General features: G+C 43.3%; 16 protein-coding genes. 14 read left to right on the forward strand and 2 right to left on the reverse strand.

From position 1 onward, the window contains the following. The first annotated feature begins 65 nt into the window (after positions 1–65). Together CBM24_RS06130 and CBM24_RS06135 are read left to right on the forward strand one after the other, a co-directional pair. Positions 66–1,280 (forward strand): SusE domain-containing protein, encoded by a 1,215-nt coding sequence (locus CBM24_RS06130; protein WP_198386047.1) that lies wholly within the window; start codon positions 66–68, stop codon positions 1,278–1,280. Positions 1,281–1,324: 44 nt separating this feature from the next. After that, positions 1,325–2,887, forward strand: coding sequence for a DUF4832 domain-containing protein (locus CBM24_RS06135; protein WP_232475696.1), 1,563 nt, complete (start codon positions 1,325–1,327; stop codon positions 2,885–2,887). A 143-nt stretch (positions 2,888–3,030) separates the two neighbouring features. On the opposite strand, the gene CBM24_RS06140 is transcribed toward CBM24_RS06135, so the two are convergent. Further along, positions 3,031–3,789, reverse strand: coding sequence for a type 1 glutamine amidotransferase domain-containing protein (locus tag CBM24_RS06140; protein ID WP_198386048.1), 759 nt, complete (start codon positions 3,787–3,789; stop codon positions 3,031–3,033). Positions 3,790–4,007: 218 nt separating this feature from the next. On the opposite strand from CBM24_RS06140, the gene CBM24_RS06145 reads away from it, so the two are divergent. The 12 genes from CBM24_RS06145 to CBM24_RS06200 all read left to right on the forward strand — a co-directional run bounded on the left by CBM24_RS06145 (position 4,008) and on the right by CBM24_RS06200 (position 20,598). Then, positions 4,008–4,454, forward strand: a complete 447-nt coding sequence (locus CBM24_RS06145) for a nuclear transport factor 2 family protein (protein WP_088160539.1) — start codon at positions 4,008–4,010, stop codon at positions 4,452–4,454. Positions 4,455–4,632: 178 nt separating this feature from the next. Further along, on the forward strand, positions 4,633–5,706 hold the full coding sequence (locus tag CBM24_RS06150; RefSeq protein ID WP_088160540.1) for a S41 family peptidase: 1,074 nt from the start codon (positions 4,633–4,635) through the stop codon (positions 5,704–5,706). Positions 5,707–5,836: 130 nt separating this feature from the next. Beyond that, positions 5,837–6,481 carry a hypothetical protein gene (locus tag CBM24_RS06155; RefSeq protein WP_088160541.1) on the forward strand — a complete coding sequence of 215 codons (645 nt, stop codon included), beginning with the start codon at positions 5,837–5,839 and terminating at the stop codon, positions 6,479–6,481. A gap of 785 nt (positions 6,482–7,266) precedes the next feature. Next, complete coding sequence (locus CBM24_RS06160; RefSeq protein ID WP_088160542.1) at positions 7,267–7,842, forward strand: RNA polymerase sigma factor; 576 nt, start codon at positions 7,267–7,269, stop codon at positions 7,840–7,842. A gap of 151 nt (positions 7,843–7,993) precedes the next feature. Next, positions 7,994–9,205, forward strand: a complete 1,212-nt coding sequence (locus CBM24_RS06165) for a FecR family protein (RefSeq protein ID WP_088160543.1) — start codon at positions 7,994–7,996, stop codon at positions 9,203–9,205. A 189-nt stretch (positions 9,206–9,394) separates the two neighbouring features. Beyond that, on the forward strand, positions 9,395–12,937 hold the full coding sequence (locus CBM24_RS06170) for a TonB-dependent receptor (protein WP_088163468.1): 3,543 nt from the start codon (positions 9,395–9,397) through the stop codon (positions 12,935–12,937). A 20-nt stretch (positions 12,938–12,957) separates the two neighbouring features. After that, complete coding sequence (locus CBM24_RS06175) at positions 12,958–14,739, forward strand: RagB/SusD family nutrient uptake outer membrane protein (protein ID WP_088160544.1); 1,782 nt, start codon at positions 12,958–12,960, stop codon at positions 14,737–14,739. 40 nt (positions 14,740–14,779) lie between these two features. After that, positions 14,780–15,673 carry a sugar phosphate isomerase/epimerase family protein gene (locus tag CBM24_RS06180; RefSeq protein WP_157698382.1) on the forward strand — a complete coding sequence of 298 codons (894 nt, stop codon included), beginning with the start codon at positions 14,780–14,782 and terminating at the stop codon, positions 15,671–15,673. 19 nt (positions 15,674–15,692) lie between these two features. Next, a complete protein-coding gene (locus CBM24_RS06185) occupies positions 15,693–17,390 on the forward strand; it encodes a right-handed parallel beta-helix repeat-containing protein (protein ID WP_198386049.1) in 1,698 nt (565 codons plus the stop codon). A gap of 1 nt (position 17,391) precedes the next feature. Next, entirely contained in the window at positions 17,392–18,540 is a 1,149-nt protein-coding gene (locus CBM24_RS06190; protein WP_088160547.1) for a YdcF family protein, read from the forward strand. A gap of 7 nt (positions 18,541–18,547) precedes the next feature. After that, the gene (locus CBM24_RS06195; RefSeq protein ID WP_088160548.1) at positions 18,548–19,420 is read left to right on the forward strand and encodes a phosphodiester glycosidase family protein; all 873 of its coding nucleotides are present in this window, start codon (positions 18,548–18,550) and stop codon (positions 19,418–19,420) included. A 98-nt stretch (positions 19,421–19,518) separates the two neighbouring features. After that, the gene (locus CBM24_RS06200) at positions 19,519–20,598 is read left to right on the forward strand and encodes an SGNH/GDSL hydrolase family protein (RefSeq protein WP_088160549.1); all 1,080 of its coding nucleotides are present in this window, start codon (positions 19,519–19,521) and stop codon (positions 20,596–20,598) included. Between the two features lie 220 nt (positions 20,599–20,818). Here CBM24_RS06200 and CBM24_RS06205 read toward each other — a convergent pair whose 3' ends face one another. Further along, complete coding sequence (locus CBM24_RS06205; RefSeq protein ID WP_088160550.1) at positions 20,819–21,577, reverse strand: type 1 glutamine amidotransferase domain-containing protein; 759 nt, start codon at positions 21,575–21,577, stop codon at positions 20,819–20,821. Positions 21,578–21,629: the final 52 nt, after the last annotated feature.

Raw genomic sequence — 21,629 nt, forward strand, 5'->3', positions numbered from 1 at the left:
AACAAACAGCAGCGACGCCAGTCAGGCGCATGATTCTATCCAAACGTTAGCAAAAATATAAATCAATGAAAATCATCAATTATTTATACAAAACCTTATTTTTCTTAAGCATGGTACTTTGCCAGTTATCCTGCAAACAGGAAATTCAGGATATACCCAAAGTCAATGAAACAATGGCCCTTCAGCCTTCGTCGGAAAACATTACGTTGGACGAGGTCAATTTGACCAAAGATATCGTCACATTTAACTGGAAGCCCGCCAGGGCGCAGTCAGATGATCATTTGATCAGCTACAGTACCATGTTGGATGTTGTGGGAAATAATTTTGGGACTGGTACAGCCATATTCAATTATGAAGACGATAATGTATTCAGCAGAAGCTTTACTTCCGAGCAATTGCAAAATTGGGCAAACGAAAAGTGGGGCATACCCGCAAATAAGAGCTTTACGCTGGAGTTTAGAGTGGTCGCCCAATGGGAGGGCGGTGCTACTTTTGAGGCACCCGAAGTACGTACCGTAAGAATTACAGTAAATCCGATCAAGGCGGTTGTTTTTGATGCCGATAAAGTGTTCTTGAGCGGAAGTGCCGTTGGCGGAAACAAGGTGGAGATGCCAAAAACACTGGAAAATTTGGATCAGTATGCCTATGTCTTGAATTTGCAGCCGGGCGAACTCGAAATTCCGGTAGAATTTAACGGTGAGACCAATTACGTCGTTACTTCCGATGGAAGCACCTCATTAAGCGATGGGAATGCTGTTGGTATTAAGATGAGGGAACGTGTGTTCTCCTGGAAAATAGAAACTGCTGGAGAATACCGTGTCGTGGTCAACATGCAAAAGGCCACAGCAACAATCTATTCACCGACAAAAATGCTTGCAGCAAAGACCGTGACCTGGACAGGTGATCAACCTTATACAACCACGGTGACAGATTTATGGATGCACGGAAGTATCAATGGCTGGGGAACTCCGGTTAAAATGGATTGCCAAGTAAGTTTGGCCGATCCGCAAGTTTTGGTTTATACCGGTGGTAAAGTAGGGACTACGAAGTTTATCGTGACTGGAGATAACAGTAATAACAAAAACCTGGCTTACGCATTTAGTGCTCCGCTCACGTCTGCGGGGGTGGCCCAGACCTTGACGCTCACTCTGGGAAAAGCAACTGAACTGGGCGGGGGCAATTCGAGTGCAAATCGCAATTCTTATTTCACTATCCCGGCGACGACCAATGTGCTGATTTTTGATTTAAGAAACATGACAATTCTGGCGTTAAAACGGTAAGCAACCGTATCCAAACGCATAAATTAACTTTAACATTTTTGAAAGTGAAAAATATAAATTATAAAAAAGCCTGTTTCAAAGCATTTACTGTTATGCTTTGCTTTCTAGCAGTGTCATGTAAGAAAGAAGGCGCCGATACTGAAAGAGCACTGTCGGGCACCTTGGTGAAGCCCAGTTACAACAGGAGTACCATGTTTCGTAACCCTTTAAATGGTTGGGTCATGTATGCCTCAGCTTCGGGCAATCCCTCTTATTGGGACACCCAATTCTATGTACCTGACTTAGGTAAAACGGTCAAAGCAATTGACTATGCATCTGCCTGTTATATCCGTACCAGCTGGCGAACTTTTAATCCTGTAGATGGCGTATATGCCTGGAGGGATCCCAGCACCGCAATCTATAAAATGATCAAAGGGGCACAAGATAAAGGATTGCCAATCGCCTTTCGTATCGTGGTCGACGGTCGCGATCAAGGAGCAAATACGCCGCAGTTTGTTTTTGATGCAGGCGCCAAGTATTATGTGGCCAATGCATCTTTTCCGGACAGAAAAACGCCGGTGCTGCAAGATCCTGTTTTTCGGAAATATTATAGCAAGCTGATCGAAGAATTAGCTAAGGATTTTAATGATTTAAATAAAACATCCTTTGTAGATGCCTATGGACTCGGATTGTGGGGCGAGGGGCACAGTGTAATATATGAAGATCCCAATAACCCCTCTGGTCAAAATATTGAGGCCATCAAAGAAGAAGTCGTCGATTGGATTTCGGATGTTTATTCAAAGAATTTTACAAAGGTCCCCTTGCTAATCAATTATCATCGCGTGGTTGGCGACCCAGCGGGCAATGGAGCTCCAAATCCGAATTCGGAGAAGTTGTTGAATAAGATGATCAGCAAAGGATACAGCCTGCGTCAGGATGCCTTTGGAATGACCGATTATTATCAAAGCTGGGAGAAAAATTTTGCTAAGGTTTGGAATTTTAAACGTCCGATTATTATGGAAGGTGGTTGGATTACGACTGGTACACATCGTTACTGGACTGATCCAAGCGGTAAATATAGGCAAGACCATCCCGAAGATGTTCGGCAGGGCGAATTTGATAGCTCCTTGGAAGCCGCTGTAAACATGATGGATTTCCGTATCGGTGAAATCGAAAGCTGGTTTACCAAGTCCTTTACATTATGTCAGCGTTTTATTTCTGAAGGCGGTTATCGTTTATATCCCGATCGGGTCTATTTACCGGAAAAAGTGAATGCAGGTACAGAAGCGACGATTAACCACCGCTGGCGGAATATGGGCTGGGGGTATTTTCCGAACAATATTCCTCAGTGGAACTATAAATATAAGGTAGCCTTTGCACTGCTGGATGAAGAAAATAAGGTTAAAAAAGTTTTTGTTGACGACAAAGGAGAGCCTTCTACCTGGCTTAAGAATAATCCAATAACGTATGAATTTAAAGCCAACGTCGATGTGGCTGCAGGAAACTATACCTGGGCCGTCGCCATCATAGATACGACAAATGAAAATAAGCCGGGAATAAAACTTGCCGTCAATGGTGATATGACCAATACCGGATGGTTAAAACTATTGGAGGTACAGGTCCAATAGAATTAACCAGAGATTGTTAGAAACAGCTATCAAACGACTAATTGGTAGCTGTTCTTCCATTGAAGATTTTTGAGGGAAAGCGGCCGATAAATCCTATTTTTTAAGGTCGGATCGGGAGAAGTTGCTTTTTTTTTGAGGATACCTTATTCACCTAATGCCTTGACGATAGCCATGCCTACAGCTTTAGCTGATTGTGGATTTTGGCCAGTGATTAATCTGCCGTCAATAGTGACATGGGACTGCCAAGGTTCGGATTTTTCATAAATCCCACCTATTGCCTTTAGCCTATCCTCTAGTAAAAAGGGGACGACATTGCTAAGCTTGACAAGCTCTTCTTCTTCGTTGCTAAAGCCATTAACTTTTTTCCCTTTTATCAAATATTCGCCGGTGCTCAGTTTGATGTTGGTTAAGCCTGCAGGTCCATGACATACAGCTGCAATGACCCCATTTGCCTCGTATATTTTGCTGGCAATCTTTGCGATTGATGAATCGAAAGGAAGATCCCACATCGCACCATGTCCTCCGGCATAAAAGATAGCTTTATATTCTTCAGGTTTGACCTGAGAAGGTTTGAGTGAATGGGTAATTTTACTGTGGTAGTATTTATCCTCCCAGAATTTTTTGTTAACGGGATCATTTAGGTCAAATCCATCCACAGGTGGATTTCCGCCCTGTGGGCTAACAAAATCAATCTCATATCCGGCAGCTGTTAAAACCTCCCATGGATGCGAGACTTCACCGAGATAATAACCTGTTTTTTCGCCTGTATTGCCTTTTGTATCGTGACTAGTCACTACGAATAGAATTTTTGGTTTTCGGTTTGTTGCATAGCAATGCGTTACTATTAAGATTAATAAAGCCGACATTATTCCTATTTGCCTAAAGAGTTGTTTTGCTTTCATATTGCTTTGATTTTCTTCTTGTTGGAACAAATTTCTTGATTTTGTATGGTAATTTACAGTGACCTATATCACAAAATTAAAATTCACCTCCCCATTTCCGCTATTTACCGAGTTTTCCGGTCTGTTAGTCTAAAGGCCATAGGCTAGGGGCCTATTGTGTTGTAGTTTTGAGTCAACAAATAAGAACAGATAAACTAACAATATAAAATAAAGACATTATGAACTCATTAGTAAAAACATTCGCAGCGGCAGCCTTAATCACAGTATCAACTTTCGCTATGGCAGCTGAAGGGCCGGGAACAAAATCGGCAAAAGCAAACGTTAACCTTTCCACAGCGGACTTGGCTTTAGATCACTACGTTGCAGTAACGACAGAGGGAGAATCAGCAGGAGTAGAGCAGTTGTTTGCAGCTGATTTCAATCAAAAGATTCAAGCTACCAATGCGCAGTCTAACAGCCGTAGCGAAGTGGTTAAATCCTTGAAAAAACAAAAAGGCGAAAAGCTGAACTGTACAGTAAGCACTGATATCATCGAGGAATCGGCAGACTATATGGTTGCTAAAGTAACCTTAAAATTTGAAAACTTCACCAAGACTGATCTAGTTACCTTGGAACGTGTGGGCAATGACTGGAAAGTTTCCAAATCGATCAATTCGTATAAATAGAATTTTACAACTGGTGGTTTGCCGCAAATAAATGACAAACCACTAGTGAATCATATGTTTAAATTTAGTTTAGAAGCCACGTCGAGAGATGTGGCTTTTTAAGTATATTATTTCTACAGACGTTTAATAGAATTGCTGTTCTTTTTTTTATTTTTGATATATTATTAATTTTTAATTTATGTACAAAGTCTTTTTATTCATAGCTTGTTTTTCCATTTTAAATATTTGCCATGCTCAAAATAGAGAGGTAATCAAATTAGCGAATCAATTTATCGATACGTTGGAAGTCCATTCTTTTATGCGGAGCAAAATCGACTTTGATCGATTACGTATGGAGACCACTGCAAAGGTTAAGAATGTGAATAAGACAGACTCATTGTTGTCGACGTTTAAAGAAATAGTTTCCGGATTAAAGGATCATCATTCCAGTGTTAGTCGCGTTAAAGATACAACTGATAATCTGGCATTCATTAAAATGATCGCAAGTACGACCTATGAGAAAGAAGGAATGCCTCCGCTCAATTTTCAACATCGTTTAATTGAAGATAAATATGCATATATCAATGTTCCTGGTGTACTTTTAGAGCATAGACGCTACATTGATACTTTACAAAAACAGTTGCGTGAACTGGATGGAAAGCATCCGAAAGCCTGGATTATTGATTTAACAGAAAATGATGGTGGCGCTTCTGTACCAATGATTACCCCATTTCATAGCTTGATTGATACAAGTCAAACTTTTTCTTATTTTGATGGAACCTTAGATAAAGATGGCAAGGAGGTTTTAATAGATAAATTTCAGATTCCCCAAAATGGATTATATATTGACGATAGTATCGAAGCTAAATATTGTAAATTTGATACCGTACAAGCTCAACCCCTTAAAAATAATCATATACCCATTATTGTCTTGGTCTCAAATATCACTGCAAGTTCTGGCGAAATTACAGCGAGTCACTTCTTAGGACAAAAGAATGTCACTTTAATCGGAGCAATGACAAATGGGTTAACTTCGAGTAATGAACTCTATTATGTGGATAAGGGTTATTCCGTTAATTTGATGACAGCGTTGTTGCATGACCGGAAAGGAAAATCTTATCATGTTGGTGAAGGTATAAGTCCTGATATCACCGTTGATTTTGAATATCCTGAGAACATCCGAAATTTTAAAGAACGCTATCGATTTACATTAGAAAAAAAATCGGTTTTTATCAATAAAGCGATTGAGTTTTTGAGAGCAAAGGGGATTTAACTTTGAATAATAAAATTCAAGTTTACAAAGTAAAATACATATAGACGAACTAGTGGTCTGTCAGCTCGGGCAGCCGACAAACCACTAGTGAATTATATGTTTAAATTTAGTTTAGAAGCCACGTCGGTAGATGTGGCTTTTTTATCAACTGGAAAATATTCCTATATTACTGTGCGTTAAACAATATTTAGATAGCATGGGGTTCACATTCAATGTGCCGAGAAAGGAACTTTTGGCGATTAGAAAAAATATTTTTTTAAAAAAAGCCTTGCCAGAGCTTGAAAAACAAGGGTTTAAAAGATCTCCTTTCAACAATTCTTGGTTTGGATGGAACGGAGGGGGCGGATGCCACATTTTTGAATTGGGGCGTATATCCAGCAGTTCATTATTTGAGTATCTTCAAGTTTTTATATTCCGTGATGATAGATGGATTCAGATTTATTTAAATATTTTTAAGTTATCGCCAGAAATTGATTCAATTGAACAATTAAAAGAATCGAGCGGATTGCAGTTTGTTCTTCCTCCTAACAGTCTAACGCGAATGAGGTTAAGAGAAGATGGGGGTGGAAAAATAACATTGTTTAAGGAACTGTTTTCGCCACACTATAAATTAGGACGAAGCTTATCTTTCATAAGATTTAAATATAAAGTTGGTAAACTAGAAAAGTTGATCTTAAATGATATGCGAAATATAGATAGATTTATTACCCAGTGGCATTCAATTTATCAGACTAATAGCTTGGATTGGAATGGAAATGAGATATCAGATAGATAGCGGAAAAGCCAGTATTTATCTACGATTTTCTTGGGAACTATTCTTTTAAAAAAATGAACTTGCGGATGAATATTTTGTGCCCCACCATCTTAGTCAAAGGGATCTGATTCTCATCAGACCCTTTCTTTTAGCGTTTATTCGTACAGTAATTTTTATGTTTCCTATCGTTTCCTCTTTTTTGTTTCGTCATCTTTTTCAATGTTTTTAAGTTTTGTTGTTAAACCATATATGCCTTTTGAGCATATTTTAATTCGCTAATAATAAAAGTAAGGACAAGAAAATTCCTTAGTCGATATTTAGTTTACCCCGGAAGCTGAAAGCTGCCAAACAATATGCTTTGTAATCGGTAAATATTTTTACCCCCTCTTTTCCACCATCCATAGAGTTTTTAGGCTGTGGTCGTATTAAAAACATTCGCAACAGTCGCTTTAATCGCCGTATCTACATTTGCTATGGCAGCTGAAGGTCCAGGTCCAAAATCAGCAAAAGCTAACATTATAGCTAGCGGCCTGCCAAATCAAGTTATAGGCAGACCACTAAGACCCTGAGAAAATAAGATAGTAAGCCCTTTTCAGACTCGCTACCGAAATACTTAGACGCTTGCAATAAACGGCGATTTTCTAAAGAACGTATCGTCAAAAGTTGTTTAATTAGGAAATTAGCCAAACCTGTAGCATGCTGCTTTTTTTATAGGGCAACTCCTCGTAATTATGGATATTAATGTTAATTTTATATAAAATTAACATCTGTTAGGTTAATTTGTATCAATTAAATATACCGAATTCATGATCGTTGGACTGAAACATATTTCCATATCAATGGACGATTTCCTCTTATTACAAGCCGGAGATCAGTCTATTTTTGGTGTTGTGTTCAAGTATTATCAGCCGATTATCTATTTTAAAGTCAGGCAGCTCTGTAAAAGTGATATTGATGCGGAGGAGGTCACACAGGAAGTTTTTATCGAATTTTATTTAAAAAGAATGCAGCTTTCCGGTCCGGAAGCCATTTTTCCCTTTCTGTATACCATTTCAAAAAGAATGGCCATATCCAATTTCCGTAAATCGCTGGTTCGGTCCAATTATCTACAGTCGCTTCAGCATACTTGGCTTGAAAATTCCTTTTCGCTGCAGGATGAAATGGATGGCAAAGAGCTGCAGGTCATCCTGGAATCCATTATTGAACAATTGCCGCCACAGCAAAAGACAATTTACCGGCGGAGCAAGTTTGAAGATCAATCTTATCAGGAAATTGCCGATGAAGAAGGGCTCTCCAAAAATACGGTGCGCAATCACCTCAGCCTCGCCTCGAAATTTGTGCGGTTCAAGCTGGGCAAAATCCTGTCTATCTTTTTTTTATAAGAACTCAACTTGTGCATCGATTTTTTATTAGCCCATTTAGCAATCCCAGGGACTAAAAAACGGCATCTATAATCCTTTTCAAAAAAAATATTTTTCTATTGGTACTTTTTCTGAGTTCCTGCGATTATGTAGGTGAAATCGATCCAAAGGAATGAACCAAATTGAACAATACAGCCAATTAATACGTAAATATCTTGCTGATCAAGCCAGCAAAGAAGAGCAGGAACAGCTTCAGGAATTAATGGATGATCCCGTATTTCTTCAGGCTTGGGAGAAAGTCTGGCTGGAGAATTCGTATCCCGCACAGCCCGCAACATACCCTGATCCACATCGGATGTTGGAAAATATAATGGCTGATCCCCGAATTACAACAGCGGCATCTACTCCCCAAAAGACTACAGATGGTCATTTTAATTTCAGAAGAAGTTGGTGGCAGGTTGCGGCAGTCTTTCTTGCGTTCTGCGGTGCCGTGCTATGGGGCTACCACAACTTTTATACCGTGGATATGCAGCCGAAAGAGCAGCTGTCTAAGTTGTCGATCGTACCAGGTTCTGATAAAGCCATAATCATTCTTGAAAATGGAAAACAGATCGACCTCAGTTTGCTCCGTGCGGATACGGTCCTTGACCAAGGGGAATATTTGATTACTAAAGACAATAAAGGTCAAATCAGTTATAAGCTCAAAGACAAGTTGTCACCAACAAATAACATCGTCTACAATACGGTCGTAACCCCTAGAGGTGGAGAATATTCATTAAAGATGGCCGACGGGAGCCTTGTACAGCTCAATGCAGACAGTAAGATTAAATATCCCGTAAAATTTGATGGGAAGTTGCGGTCGGTGCAGCTCGAGGGTGAAGCCTATTTTGAGGTGGCGAAAATGGATATTAAAGGCAAAAGGGTGCCTTTTATCGTACAAAGTGGAGCACAGACACTTGAGGTTCTTGGAACACATTTTAACATCCGGAGTTTTGATGATCACATCGTTACCACATTGGTCGAAGGAAAAGTCAAGCTCTCTTTTGCCGATGCTGCCTTGAAAGAACAGATTCTAGTGCCCAATGATCAGGTCGTTTTCAATAAAAGGCGTAAGAGCGTGAAAAAGGAGCAAGTGGATCCGTTCTATAGTCTTGCCTGGAAAAATGGAAATTTTGCTTTTGATAATGCATCCATTCAAACAGTCATGGATGAGGTAGCACGCTGGTATGATGTCGAGATCAGTTACGGAGACAAGCTGCAAGGACAGCACTTCTCGGGGACGATCTCCCGTTATGAAAATATCGATAAATTATTGAAAACAATTGCTTTCGCCGGAGGCGTACATTTCGAACGTAAAGGAAGGAGGATATATGTGCTAAACTAACACTGAGGAGAAGATAGCATATATAACAATCAGGAGCGCGCCAACGCCCCTGAAAGTTTTGTCTTTTTCTCGACATGGATGAATAGTAAAACCGTTAAATTTTATATCAACCGAATGCAATTTAATAAAAAAAAATTGATCGGACCGACCCTATTATGTCAGGTAAGATCCCAGAAAATACCAATTTCTATGAAATTGTCATTAGCAATTCCTCTCTTATTCGCAGCCAATTTACAGCTGCACGCATTTTCTTTTGGCCAGACCGTCAATCTGAAGCGGAACAATGTGAAGGTGAGTGCTGTCTTGAAAGAACTGCAGAAGCAAAGCGGATACAACATTTTTTACAACGAATCGCTGATCGCAAAAGACGACCGTATCAGCGTCAGCTACCACAATATTTCTTTTGAAGAAGCCCTCAAAGATCTGTTGACCCAGCTGCAGTTATCTTATGTCAAAGCGGATAAAAATATTGTTTTGAACAAAAGAGTGGAACAGTCTGCTCGCCAAGCGTCGGCTATGGCGGCTCCGCAGCTGTACCCGGTCAACGGATCTGTCAAAGACGATCAGGGCCGGCCCTTGGACAATGTTACGGTCAGCGAAAAAGGCAAAAAGGAGAAAACGCTCAGCCGCGAGGATGGCAGCTTTCAGATCCAGGTCAGCAGCCCTGATGCCATACTCGTATTCACTATGGTTGGCTATCAGCCGCTGGAAATAGCGGTGGCACAGCAGTCAACAGTGCATGTGACCATGAAGCCGGCTATCAATGCAATGGAAGAAGTGGTCGTCGTGGGCTATGGTGTACAGAAAAAAGCCAATCTGACGGGGGCCGTGTCGCAAGTCAATGCGGATGATATCGCGCTGCGTCCAAGCGCGAATATTGCAGGTACGCTCCAGGGACTTATGCCGGGCCTGAATATACAGCTCAACAACGGCGATCCGTCCAAAACACCTGATATCAATGTGCGGGGATTCAATTCCATCAATGAGGGCGGTCCGCTGGTATTGATCGACGGGATCGAAGGGAATATCACACGGGTTAATCCCAACGATATTGAAAGTGTATCTGTCCTGAAAGATGCCGCTTCCGCGGCCATTTATGGAGCCCGTGGCGCTTTTGGTGTCATCTTGGTGACCACAAAAAAAGGGAAGGCAGGAACCGTGAAGGTTGATTATGTCAATAATTTCGCCTGGACTACACCGGCTTCCCGTACCGATTATATTTCCGATCCTTATGTCTACGGGAAAACAGTAGATGCCGCACTGTACGGTTATAACGGCAGTTCCTATACACGCTACAATGCAATGGACTGGGAAGCAATCAAAATGGTGGCTGCAGGTGAGATTGCGCCCTTTCATGAGAAGCAGGCAGACGGAACCTATAAATTTTTCTATAAAACCAACTGGTGGGATTACCTATTTAAAAAATATCAACCTTCTAACTTCCATAATATCGCCATTTCAGGTGGCAGTGAAAAGTTGAAAGCCTATCTCTCTGGACGGGTATTCAAACGGGAGACGATCAATAATATCAATGACGATGCGAATATGGACCGCCAGAATATGAAATCCAATTTGGTATTCACACCCAACAGTTGGCTGGAAATTTCGAACAATACACAGTTCATCAACGAAAAGGATAAAGAATATGGAGGCTACAGCAATGGTCTGGGGGGACTTTGGAGTACGACTACCTGGTATAATCTGATGCCTTTTTACCCCAATTTTGTTGACGGTATTCCAACGGATATTGGTGTAGGTACTGGTGGTCAGGGAGCGAACGCAGGACTGGAGTCGGGAAAGAGCTGGGAGGTGCGCAATAGTGAAGAATTTACCAATACATTCCGTGTCCTGCTCAAGCCATTGAAAGGTCTACAGGTAAATTTTGATTATAGCAACCGTATCGAAAACTTTTCACGGAGCACACGCCTCAACCCCTTCAGTTACTACTCGGGCAACAAACTCAATTATACCACTGCAGGGCTCAACCGCCTGACAGAATACCGCTGGAAAGACAAATATAACGCGATGAACCTGTTTGCGACCTACGAAAAAAATGTGGCGCAAAAACATCAGTTAAAATTATTGGTAGGCTACAATCAGGAATCCTTTGACCGGGATCGTATCGCTGGTGCCATGGACGACCTCCTGATCGAAGATCTATCCAACCTGGCGCTGGGTACCTCCATGTACAGTCTGACGGGAACAGCTGAAAATTGGGCTATACAGGGCGCATTTGGCCGTTTTAATTATGCCTACGACAATAAATACCTGCTGGAAATAAATTCACGGTATGATGGCTCATCACGCTTTCCAAGCGGGAGCCGATGGGGATTTTTTCCCTCCATCTCATTAGGCTGGCAGCTGGACCGTGAGCACTTCTGGGAATCGATCAAAGGCAGTATACCCACCTTAAAACTCAGAGCTTCTTATGGCAAGCTCGGCAACCAGACTGTCGGAGTCAATACCTTTAAGGAATTGATGACGGTGCAGCAGTTAGCGTGGCTAAATGGGGGCTCCCGTCTTATAGGGGCAAGCACGCCGGCACCGTTGCCGAATGTCGTTACCTGGGAACGGACCAAAAGCATTGACTTCGGTGTTGATCTTGGGCTGATTCAAAACAAGCTAAATGTTAATTTTGACTGGTATCAGAAGGATGTTGAAGGCATGTATCTTCCGGGGCAACCGCTCCCAGCGGTATTCGGAGCTAATGAACCCCGTGAAAACTACGCTGCATTGCGTAATAAAGGTTTTGAAGTGGGAGTAAGCTACCAGGATAAGTTTGACCTTGCCGGCTCACCTTTCCGCTTCAACATTGCAGTGAATACCACCAATTTTAAAGGGATCATTACGAAATATAATAATCCACAAGGTTTATTGAGTTCTTATTACGAAGGACAGGTGCTGGGGCAGATCTGGGGATACCATATTGATGGACAGTTTCAGTCCGATGCGGAGGCATTGAGCTACCAGAATGGTTTCCAGGATCCACAATTGTCCCTTTCCAAAGTATATAATGATATTCTGAGTGTATCGCAAAATAGTGAATGGAATATGTTGCGCGGCGGCGATGTGAAATATGTGGATCTCAATGGTGATGGACGCATCGACAAAGGCGACAACACGCTTGCCAACCACGGTGATATTAAACCCATTGGCAATGCCATGCCGAAATTTCCATTTGGTATCAATATGAGTGCCTCCTGGAATAATTTTGATCTCTCGGCCGCCTTTGCTGGAGTTGCCAAACAGGACTGGTACCCGACAGGAGATTTATACTGGGGATCCTATCAGCGCCCTTATCTTTCCTTTGTACGTAAAGACCTGGTGGATAATGCATGGACCCCGGACAATAAGGGGAACAGGTATCCACAGATCTATCGGGGATACTCTTCCCTGCAGAGCGGAAGGTCGCTATACGAACTGAACGATTATTACCTGACCAACGTTGGGTTCCTGCGGATGAAAAATTTTACGTTGGGTTATACCTTGCCACAGAAATGGACACGGCGCTATAAAGTCGAAAAATTACGGTTTTACTTCAGCGGCGAGAATCTGTTGACCTGGAACTTTGGCAATCTGACGAAGTATATAGATCCCGAACAGGCTGGTGCTATGATCAATTATAATTCGCCCGCAAGTGCCAATGATCCCGCAGATTCCTCGGAGCGAGGGCTGCTTCGGGACTATCCCATGGGTAAAACGTATTCTTTTGGTTTAATGCTTACGCTTTAATACTTGACAACGCAATGATAATGAAACTTACAACAAATACCTATAAACTACTTGGTCTGTTGATCTTACTATCGCTGGCAGCTTGTCAGAAAGATTATTTGGACCGTCCTTCAGAGGACCAGGTGGAAGCGCCTTATTTTTTCAATACAGCAAAGGATCTCGAGGTTGCCACCAATGATTTTTACACTTTTTTGCCCAATGAATCCTGGTATACAAATGATGGTAGTTCGGACAATATGATCCCCCTCACGGTAGCCGACCGGATCAAGGGCAATCGAACTGTCCCCGTGGGAAGCGGCTCGGGCGGTTGGTCCTGGAGCCAGTTGCGCAAGATCAATTATTTTCTGGCCAACTACCATAAAGTGCCCGACGCTGCGGCACAAAAGAAATACGGCGGCATAGCCCGTTTTTTTAGAGCAAATTTTTACTACGATAAGGTCAAAACTTTCGGTGACGTGCCCTGGTATGGAAAGGTGCTGACTGCCAAAGATGAAGATCTTTTCAAAGCGAGGGACTCCCGGCAGCTGGTGATGGATTCCATTATGGCTGACCTGGACTATGCGATCGAAAATATACCAGCCGAAAAACAGCTTAACTTGATCACTAAATACACGGCGCTGCTGCTGAAAGCCAGGATGGCACTCTTTGAAGGAACATTTAGAAAATACCATCAGATCGCGGGACATGAAAAGTTTCTGAATGAGGCTATTAGTGCATCGGCCGAACTGATGAATGCTGGGGCCTATACCTTGTACAGCCAGGGCGGAGCAGATCAAGCCTATCGGAATCTGTTCGCCCGCAATAATCAGGATCAGGTGGAGACTATCCTTGCCATTGATTTTGAACTGGGCATGCGTGTGCATGGTCTTGGCTATTCCTTTACCTCTGCAACTTCTGGAGCCTATGGGATCGCTAAAGATATGATCAATAGCTATCTGATGAAGGACGGGAGCCGCTTTACCGATAGATCGGGTTACAAGACCATGGAATTCTATCAGGAAATGCAAAATAGAGATCCAAGGCTGACACAGACAACTGCGGGGCCAGACTTCCGTGCCAATGGAGAAACCGCAAATGAGCCTGTCAACTTGACGATCACCACCACGGGCTACCGCCTGATCAAGGCCTTGCCGGATAAATTGCAGTGGGGCGTATCGGCCTCCTATTTTGATGTCATCTTATTCCGTTATGCAGAGGGACTGCTGATCAATGCCGAAGCAAAAGCCGAACTTGGGACGATCAGCCAAAGCGACCTCGACCTGACGGTCAATAAGCTACGTAGCCGTGCGGGGATGCCAATGCTATCCCTCGCTGACGCGAATGCTAACCCTGACCCTTATCTGCTGGCCATGTATCCCAATGTCGATGCTGGTGCATTCAGGGGAATTCTTTTGGAAATACGGCGCGAAAGACGGATCGAATTGTTCAACGAAGGACAGCGCTGGGATGACTTAATGCGCTGGAAAGCTGGATCCAAACTGAATCAGCCTATTGTCGGCGTTTATTTTCCCGGTGTTGGAGCCTATGATTTTACAGGGGATGGCAAGGCGGATGTGTATGTCCATACAGGCAATACATCGGGTGCACCGGGCACGGTGACCACATTGATCAACATCAATCAGCGGACACTTTGGGATCCCGTTTCAAATACCCAGAATGCCAATAAGGGCTCACTGGATCCCTTTTATCAACGGGGTAAGTTTGATGAAAAACGCGATTACTATGCACCGATCCCCATCGAAGATATCAAGTTAAACCCAAATTTGAAACAGAATCCGGAATGGGAAAAATTATACCGATAACATGAAACAACTTATTTTTATTGCGATTCTCTGTTCTCTTGTGTTCCCCGGATATACGTACTGTCAAAAACAGGATCGGCCTGATTATGCCGTTGGCTATTCCCTTGATATCCGGAAGATAGCATTGGAAAAACTAAAGGCGGACAAAGCAGCTGGTATGGATTATATCGAGATTGCAGGGCTCGGAAGCTTTGTCAATGCAGACCTCAGTTTAAAGATTCCACAGCATGAATGGTTGCTTAAATGCGATTCGCTGGCTACTGTGCTGAAGAAAGCGGGGGTAAGGGTATGGTCTGTCCATATGCCCTTTTCCGCCAAAATAGATATCTCTACGGTAGACGAACAGCAGCGGCAGCAGGTGATCCGTATGCATTTGCAGCTGCTGGAAGGACTTTACCGCCTTCATCCGCAGGTGATTCTGTTTCACCCATCCTATTACCTCGAACCCAACAGACGCGCCGCCCGAAAGGACCAGCTGGTACGTTCTGTCAACGAGTTGTACTCGGCAGTGTCTAAGGCGGGGCGACAGCTCGTCATCGAAAATATGCTCGGCCCTTCGCTGACGGTGGGTGAGCGGGAGCGGCCCCTGCTGCGGACCGTGGATGAATGTCAGGAACTTTTCGCGCGCTTTCCTGATCAGGTCGGCATTGCAGTCGATATGAACCATATTGCGCATCCCGAGCGCCTGCTCTTGGCTTTTGGGCCGCGCGTCAAGACGGTGCATGTTGCTGATGGGGATGGAACCAAGGAAAGTCACTATCTACCCTGTAATGGCAAGGGACAGAATGACTGGAATAAGATCTTTGCCGCCCTGGAAAAAATTAAATATAAAGGTGTATTTATGTTTGAGTGCCATTATGAAACCACAGTGCAGTTGGTCCAATGTTACCGTCAGCTGCAGCAGAATTATAGCAACACACAAAACAATAAGTAGGTTCAAAACATTGATTATAATGAAAAAATCGTTATATATTTTTATGGCTCTATTTTTTGCCCTCAGCATACAGAGCTGTAAAAAAGATAAAATAGAAAGTGAGCAGCGGCTCCTGATCGATCGGGACTATATGGAGGTCGGCAGTAGGGCCGATACCTATCAATTGGACATCTTGGCAAATGCAACGATTACCGTAAGTAGCGACAAAGATTGGATCAAACTGGATAGTACGGTGTATCCCAAAGGGAAAAATAAGATCCGGTTTTCTGTTTCGAAAAATTCGGAAGACGAACGTTCGGCGACTTTGCTGCTTAGGCTGAACGATAATCTATCGCAGGAAATCTTGGTTTTGCAAGAATCCGGAAAAGTTCCCGTTTTTTATGTGACTCCTGCGGGCAAGGGAGATGGTAGTTCGTGGAGCAGTGCTACAGATCTCGATCAGGCACTCGAAAAAGCAACGACCGGCAGTACCCTATTCTTGGCCGAGGGAATCTATGTTCCAAGCAAAACCATTCGCAATGGCGATGTGAACGAGGAATCAGACAAAACCATAGAGATTGCAAAGAATGTCAGCCTTATCGGCGGATACGCGGCCAATGCCAAACCTGGAGATCAGCCCAATCCGGCCTTGTATAAAACCATCTTTCAGGGGAAGCTTTCCAGTGGAAAATCGGTGTTTCATACAGTCACGGTGACGGCAAGCCTAGATCCTGAAAATCAGGTTATGTTAGAAAATATCAGCATCAAGGGGGGGAATGCCACCGACCGTAGTGCCAGTACAACGATTGATAACGTAAAATTCAGCCGTGGCCAAGGTGGCGGTATGTTGATCGGCATGGCTAAAGTCTTGCTCAAAAATGTGGATGTGGTTGACAATAAAGCGACCGCAGATAAGGGAACAGCAGGTTTTGCTGCCGGCATTTATGCTTTTTCAGGTGCCCAGCTCAGGTTGGAAAACTGCCGTATCAACAATAATAGCAACACCGGCAATAACGGCGGCGGACTATGGATCGCTGATGGGTCACTGGTTGCCTACGATAGCCAGTTTAATCACAATAGTGCCAAAGGCACCGCAGGGGGCGTACATGCCTATCCAAACGCGGCTATCACACTCTATAATTGTGAGGTGATCGGCAATTCAAATACATCCTATGGAGCAGGTGTTTATCTACGTGAAAAATCAAAAGGGGTATTTGTTAATTGCCTGCTGGCTGAAAATTCGAGTACATCAGCCAACGGCGGAGGCGGACTAATGCTGTATGATAACTGTCAGGCAGACGTGATCAGTACAACCATTACCAAGAATGCCGTTGTTGGTCCCGGCGGTGGTGTCTATCGTCGCAGCAATGTCAACAACTTGACTTTGATCAATTCGATCGTTTCGGGCAATATTCAGGCGGGCAGTTCAAGCGATGTTGATGCTTATTCAGATAACGTCGCTGTTGTTCCATTGATCCAGCACACTGTTGCTACGAAGGCGGTGTATGGCGCTGATGGAAGCATTGTTCCAAAAGTAAGTTTTGAACCTGCGACTATGCTGAATCCAGATTATCTGCCTATCGGTGCCGAAAATCCGTCCATGAGCTATGGTTTAAGCTCATCCGGGTTGCTGGAGCTTGCCAAGAAATATAAGCCGGTATTGGACGACAGTCGCATACAACAAGATATCAATAATAACCCGCGCTCTTCCAGCTGGATGGGTGCAAAAGTGAAATAAGATGAAACAATTAAGCTGCCTATTTATCCTTACCATTCTTTTCATGTGTAACAGTCGCGCGGCTGAGCACAAGAATATCCTGCTGTTATTGGGTTCAGCCGATCCTGAGGTATTAGCCCGGCGGGTAGATGTTGCTGCTCAGCTCTACCGTATCCGGCCGATGGATGCTATTGTGGTGTCCGGAGGTTGTGGTGCACACGGTTCCAAGATTTGTGAAGCTTCGTCTATGGCGCTGCAATTGGTCAGCAAGGGGGTGCCCGCAACATTAATCTTTAAGGAGGAAAACTCCAAGACGACGGTGCAGAATTATATTTTTAGCAGGCGGCTCAAAAATAACGCTGGCGAGCGAATCATCCAGCCCGGAGATACGGTGTATGTTGTATCCAACCACTGGCATGCTATCGCTGTTGCTGCCCGCTTGGAAAAATACGACGGGGTGACAGCCAAGTTTTTTATTGAAGGTGCTATACAGCCCAAAAAGGAAGACCGTCTTGATTATGGCGGAATATTTAACGGTTACGATGACAACCATCTTTTTACGTTAAAAGGAACATGGCTTACACCTGAAGCGGTATGGACAAAAAAAGACAGTACCTATTATCTCACACAGGATATGGTCTACGCAACGGATGCAGCTAACATTAGCTATAGCGTCAGTCCAGTGGAGAAGCTGTTTCCTTTTCTGAAAGGGAGTTCAGAATTTAATCCACCGATATATATTGATGACCCGGCCGCATGGTATATCCTGTTTGATGGATATTGCCGTAAAGTTTCAAAAAAGGATTATCAGGTACTGAATGAACTGCCAATTCAGGAATGGCTGTCGCTGCCAGACACATTGAACTGGAGTCTAATAAATACAGGATATATTCAGGGGAAATCATTGGTACTGATCGGGAAGGACAGGATGCTATTGGCGGAACGAAAAGGAAAGGCCTTTCAGTTTGTCCGGGAAACTGTGCCGCAACGTTATTTTGTTAACTGGCCTTATAGCTGGGGGGTGGGCAATTTAAGTGCGGCAAGATTGCTACCAGGAGAAAATAAGGTTATCTTTTATCGTAATATGGAGTCCGTTGTATGTACTATTGACAAGAAAACAATTGAAAAAGCTGTTCCATTAAAATTAAGGTGGATCGGCGAAATAAAGTAGAAAACAGATGAAAAGAAATTTTATATATAGCTTATTGCTGCTTTTTCTTGTTATTTCATGCAAGAAAAATGAGGGTGGAACGCAGCTGCCCTATGACTACAGTATTCCCCAGGAAGAAAACTTGGCGGAGATTATCAATAAGGCAACCTGGAATACAAAAACGGTTGCTGACGGTGTGCTGTGGAAGTACTACCAATTTCCGCGGATATTTGATTCCAAACAATATGTCAATGTATTTGAGATTGATCTGAAGAAAGGCGTGCAGCTGGAAATTCCCTATGTGAAGACCGGATTTCTAAAAACAAGTGCTGCCGCCACGGCTAAGGGAGCTTTGGTTGCATTTAACGGCAGTTACTTTAATACCAGTACAGGCGGATCAACCGTGTTTTTCAAATACGATGGCCAGGTGATCAACCAGACTGTGAATGGATTTAATAGCTACCGTGAAAATGGTGCATTTACCTTTACGGGGCAAAGCTATCAGATTGTGCCGAAGCCTGCAGGAGGTTGGGGTACCCTGAACGCTACAGCTGCATTGGCTGGCGGTCCACTATTGATGCAGGATGGTCAGGTGCTGGAGCAGTTGAACGTAGATTTCAATACCAGTAGGCACCCCCGTACAGCAGTTGGGCTTACCACGGACAATAAGCTTATCGTAGCTGTTATCGATGGCCGCTCATCACAATCACAGGGACTGACGATACCCCAGCTGGGTGAGTTAATGGCTGCATTGGGCTGCACTTCGGCGTTAAACTATGATGGCGGCGGTTCCTCCACAGCCTGGGTGAAGGGCGAAGGTGTGGTCAACTATCCTTCAGATAATGGAAAGTTTGACCATGAAGGTGAACGTGCTGTAGCCACCGTATTTACAGTGAAATAAAAAATCGATACTTTTATAGGTAGTCGGCCATCTTATGAATAATACGAGATGGCCACTATTCAATTAGAATCATTTCTATTGCTATTAATTGAACCATCATGAAAAAAAAGATAAGTATTCTATTTTTCCTCCTTCTTGTTTGCGGCTCAGTATCTTCATACGCCCAGCAGGTTATTTCGTCGGCCAAATTTGAGCTGCAGGGAAGAGCTTTTGAAAATGCTCCAAAATTTCATCGGATAGATACAGCGAGGTACAGCGAACTTCCTGCTGCGGTAAAGAAATTATATACCCATGCTGCAGGAATGTTTATTACGTTTAAGAGCAATACGAGCAAGTTGTCGCTACACTGGGAGACGGCGGATGCGGCGCTAGGTAATAATTCCACGCCGATTATGTCACGGGGTTTTGATGTATATGTAAAAGAGCCCAGTGGGTGGCGCTTTGCAGGAGTAGCCCGTCCCGATCTTAACTTGGCAGAAAGTAAGGCTACGCTGGTCGAGGATATGGCGAAAACAGAAAAAGAATTTCTTGTCTATTTTCCGCTATATAAAGAGCTACTGGATTTTGAACTGATTATTGATGACAAAGCCAGCTTTGTTAGTACCAAACAGTCGTTTGCTAAAAAGGTCGTGATTTATGGTTCCAGCATTGTCCATGGAGCTTCCGCAAGCCGTCCGGGATTAGCTTATCCAGCGCAATTGGGGCGTCGCCTGAATGCCAACCTGATCAATATGGGCGTGAGCGGTAATGCCCGGATGGAGCCTGCTGTGGCCGATATGCTGTGTAACATTGATGCTATGGATCTGCTCATCATGGATTGTGTGCCCAATAGTAGCCCTGATGAAGTCCGGGAACGCACGTTTAATTTTGTGGAACGGATTCGTAGATCCCATCCCCAGTTACCCATCTTGTTGATAGAGAGTATTACTCGTCAGGTCGGCAATTATAATTTAAAGTGGAGCGCGCGATTGACCGAGCAGAATAAGAATTTTAGGTTACAGTATGAGAGACTGCTGCAGGCAGGTTACAAAAATTTGTATTACATAACCACGGATCATTTAATAGGTGATGATTCGGAAGGAACAGTGGATGGCACCCACCCAACAGATTTAGGATTTGAAAGGATGCTTGAAATAATCGGGCCTAAAGTAGAGACTTTCTTAGAAAACAGCCTATAAATTTTTGCTAGCCCTCCACCGCTGATAAGCGCCGACGCCCAAAAATACAATGTTATATTGTCGGGTCCGTTTACAGACTCAGATACATATTTTAAAACCCATTTAAGAGCGACTTCGGGAGATGTGGCTTTTACGTTTCTCTTAATATTTTCTTGTTTAGCAATTATTAAACAGACCCATGGTTTTCAAAAAGCCAATGTCGTTATCTTGGGAGGATACCTTACTCATCTAATGCCCTGACGATAGCCATGCCTACAGCCTTGGCTGATTGTGGATTTTGGCCAGTTATCAATCTACCGTCAACGGTGACATGGGACTGCCAAGGTTCGGATTTTTCATAAATCCCACCTATTGCCTTTAGCCTATCCTCTAGTAAAAAGGGGACCACATTGCTAAGTTTTACATGCTCTTCCTCTTCGTTGCTAAAGCCATTGACTTTTTTTCCTTTTATCAAATATTCGCCGGTGCTCAGTTTGATGTTGGTTAAGCCTGCAGGTCCATGACATACAGCTGCAACAAGCCCATTTGCCTCGTATATCTTGCTCGCAATCTTTGCGATTGATGAATCGAAAGGAAGATCCCACATCGCACCATGTCCTCCGGCATAAAAGATGGCTTTATATTCTTCAGGTTTTACCAGAGAAGGTTTGAGTGAATGGGTGATTTTACTGTGATAGTGTTTATCCTCCCAGAATTTTTTGTTAACGGGATCATTTAGGTCAAATCCATCCACAGGTGGATTTCCGCCCTGTGGGCTAACGAAATCAATCTCATATCCAGCAGCTGTTAAAACCTCCCATGGATGCGAGACTTCACCGAGATAATAACCTGTTTTTTCGCCTGTATTGCCTTTTGTATCGTGACTAGTCACTACAAATAGAATTTTTGGTTTGCGGTTTGTTGCATAGCTATGCGTTGCTATTAGGATTAATAAAGCCGAAAATATTCCTATTTGCCTAAAGAGTCGTTTTGCTTTCATATTGCTTTGATTTTCTTCTTGTTGGAACAAATTTCTTGATTTTGTATGGTAA

This window comes from Sphingobacterium sp. G1-14, assembly GCF_002196555.1.
Classification (GTDB): Bacteria; Bacteroidota; Bacteroidia; order Sphingobacteriales; family Sphingobacteriaceae; genus Sphingobacterium; species Sphingobacterium siyangense.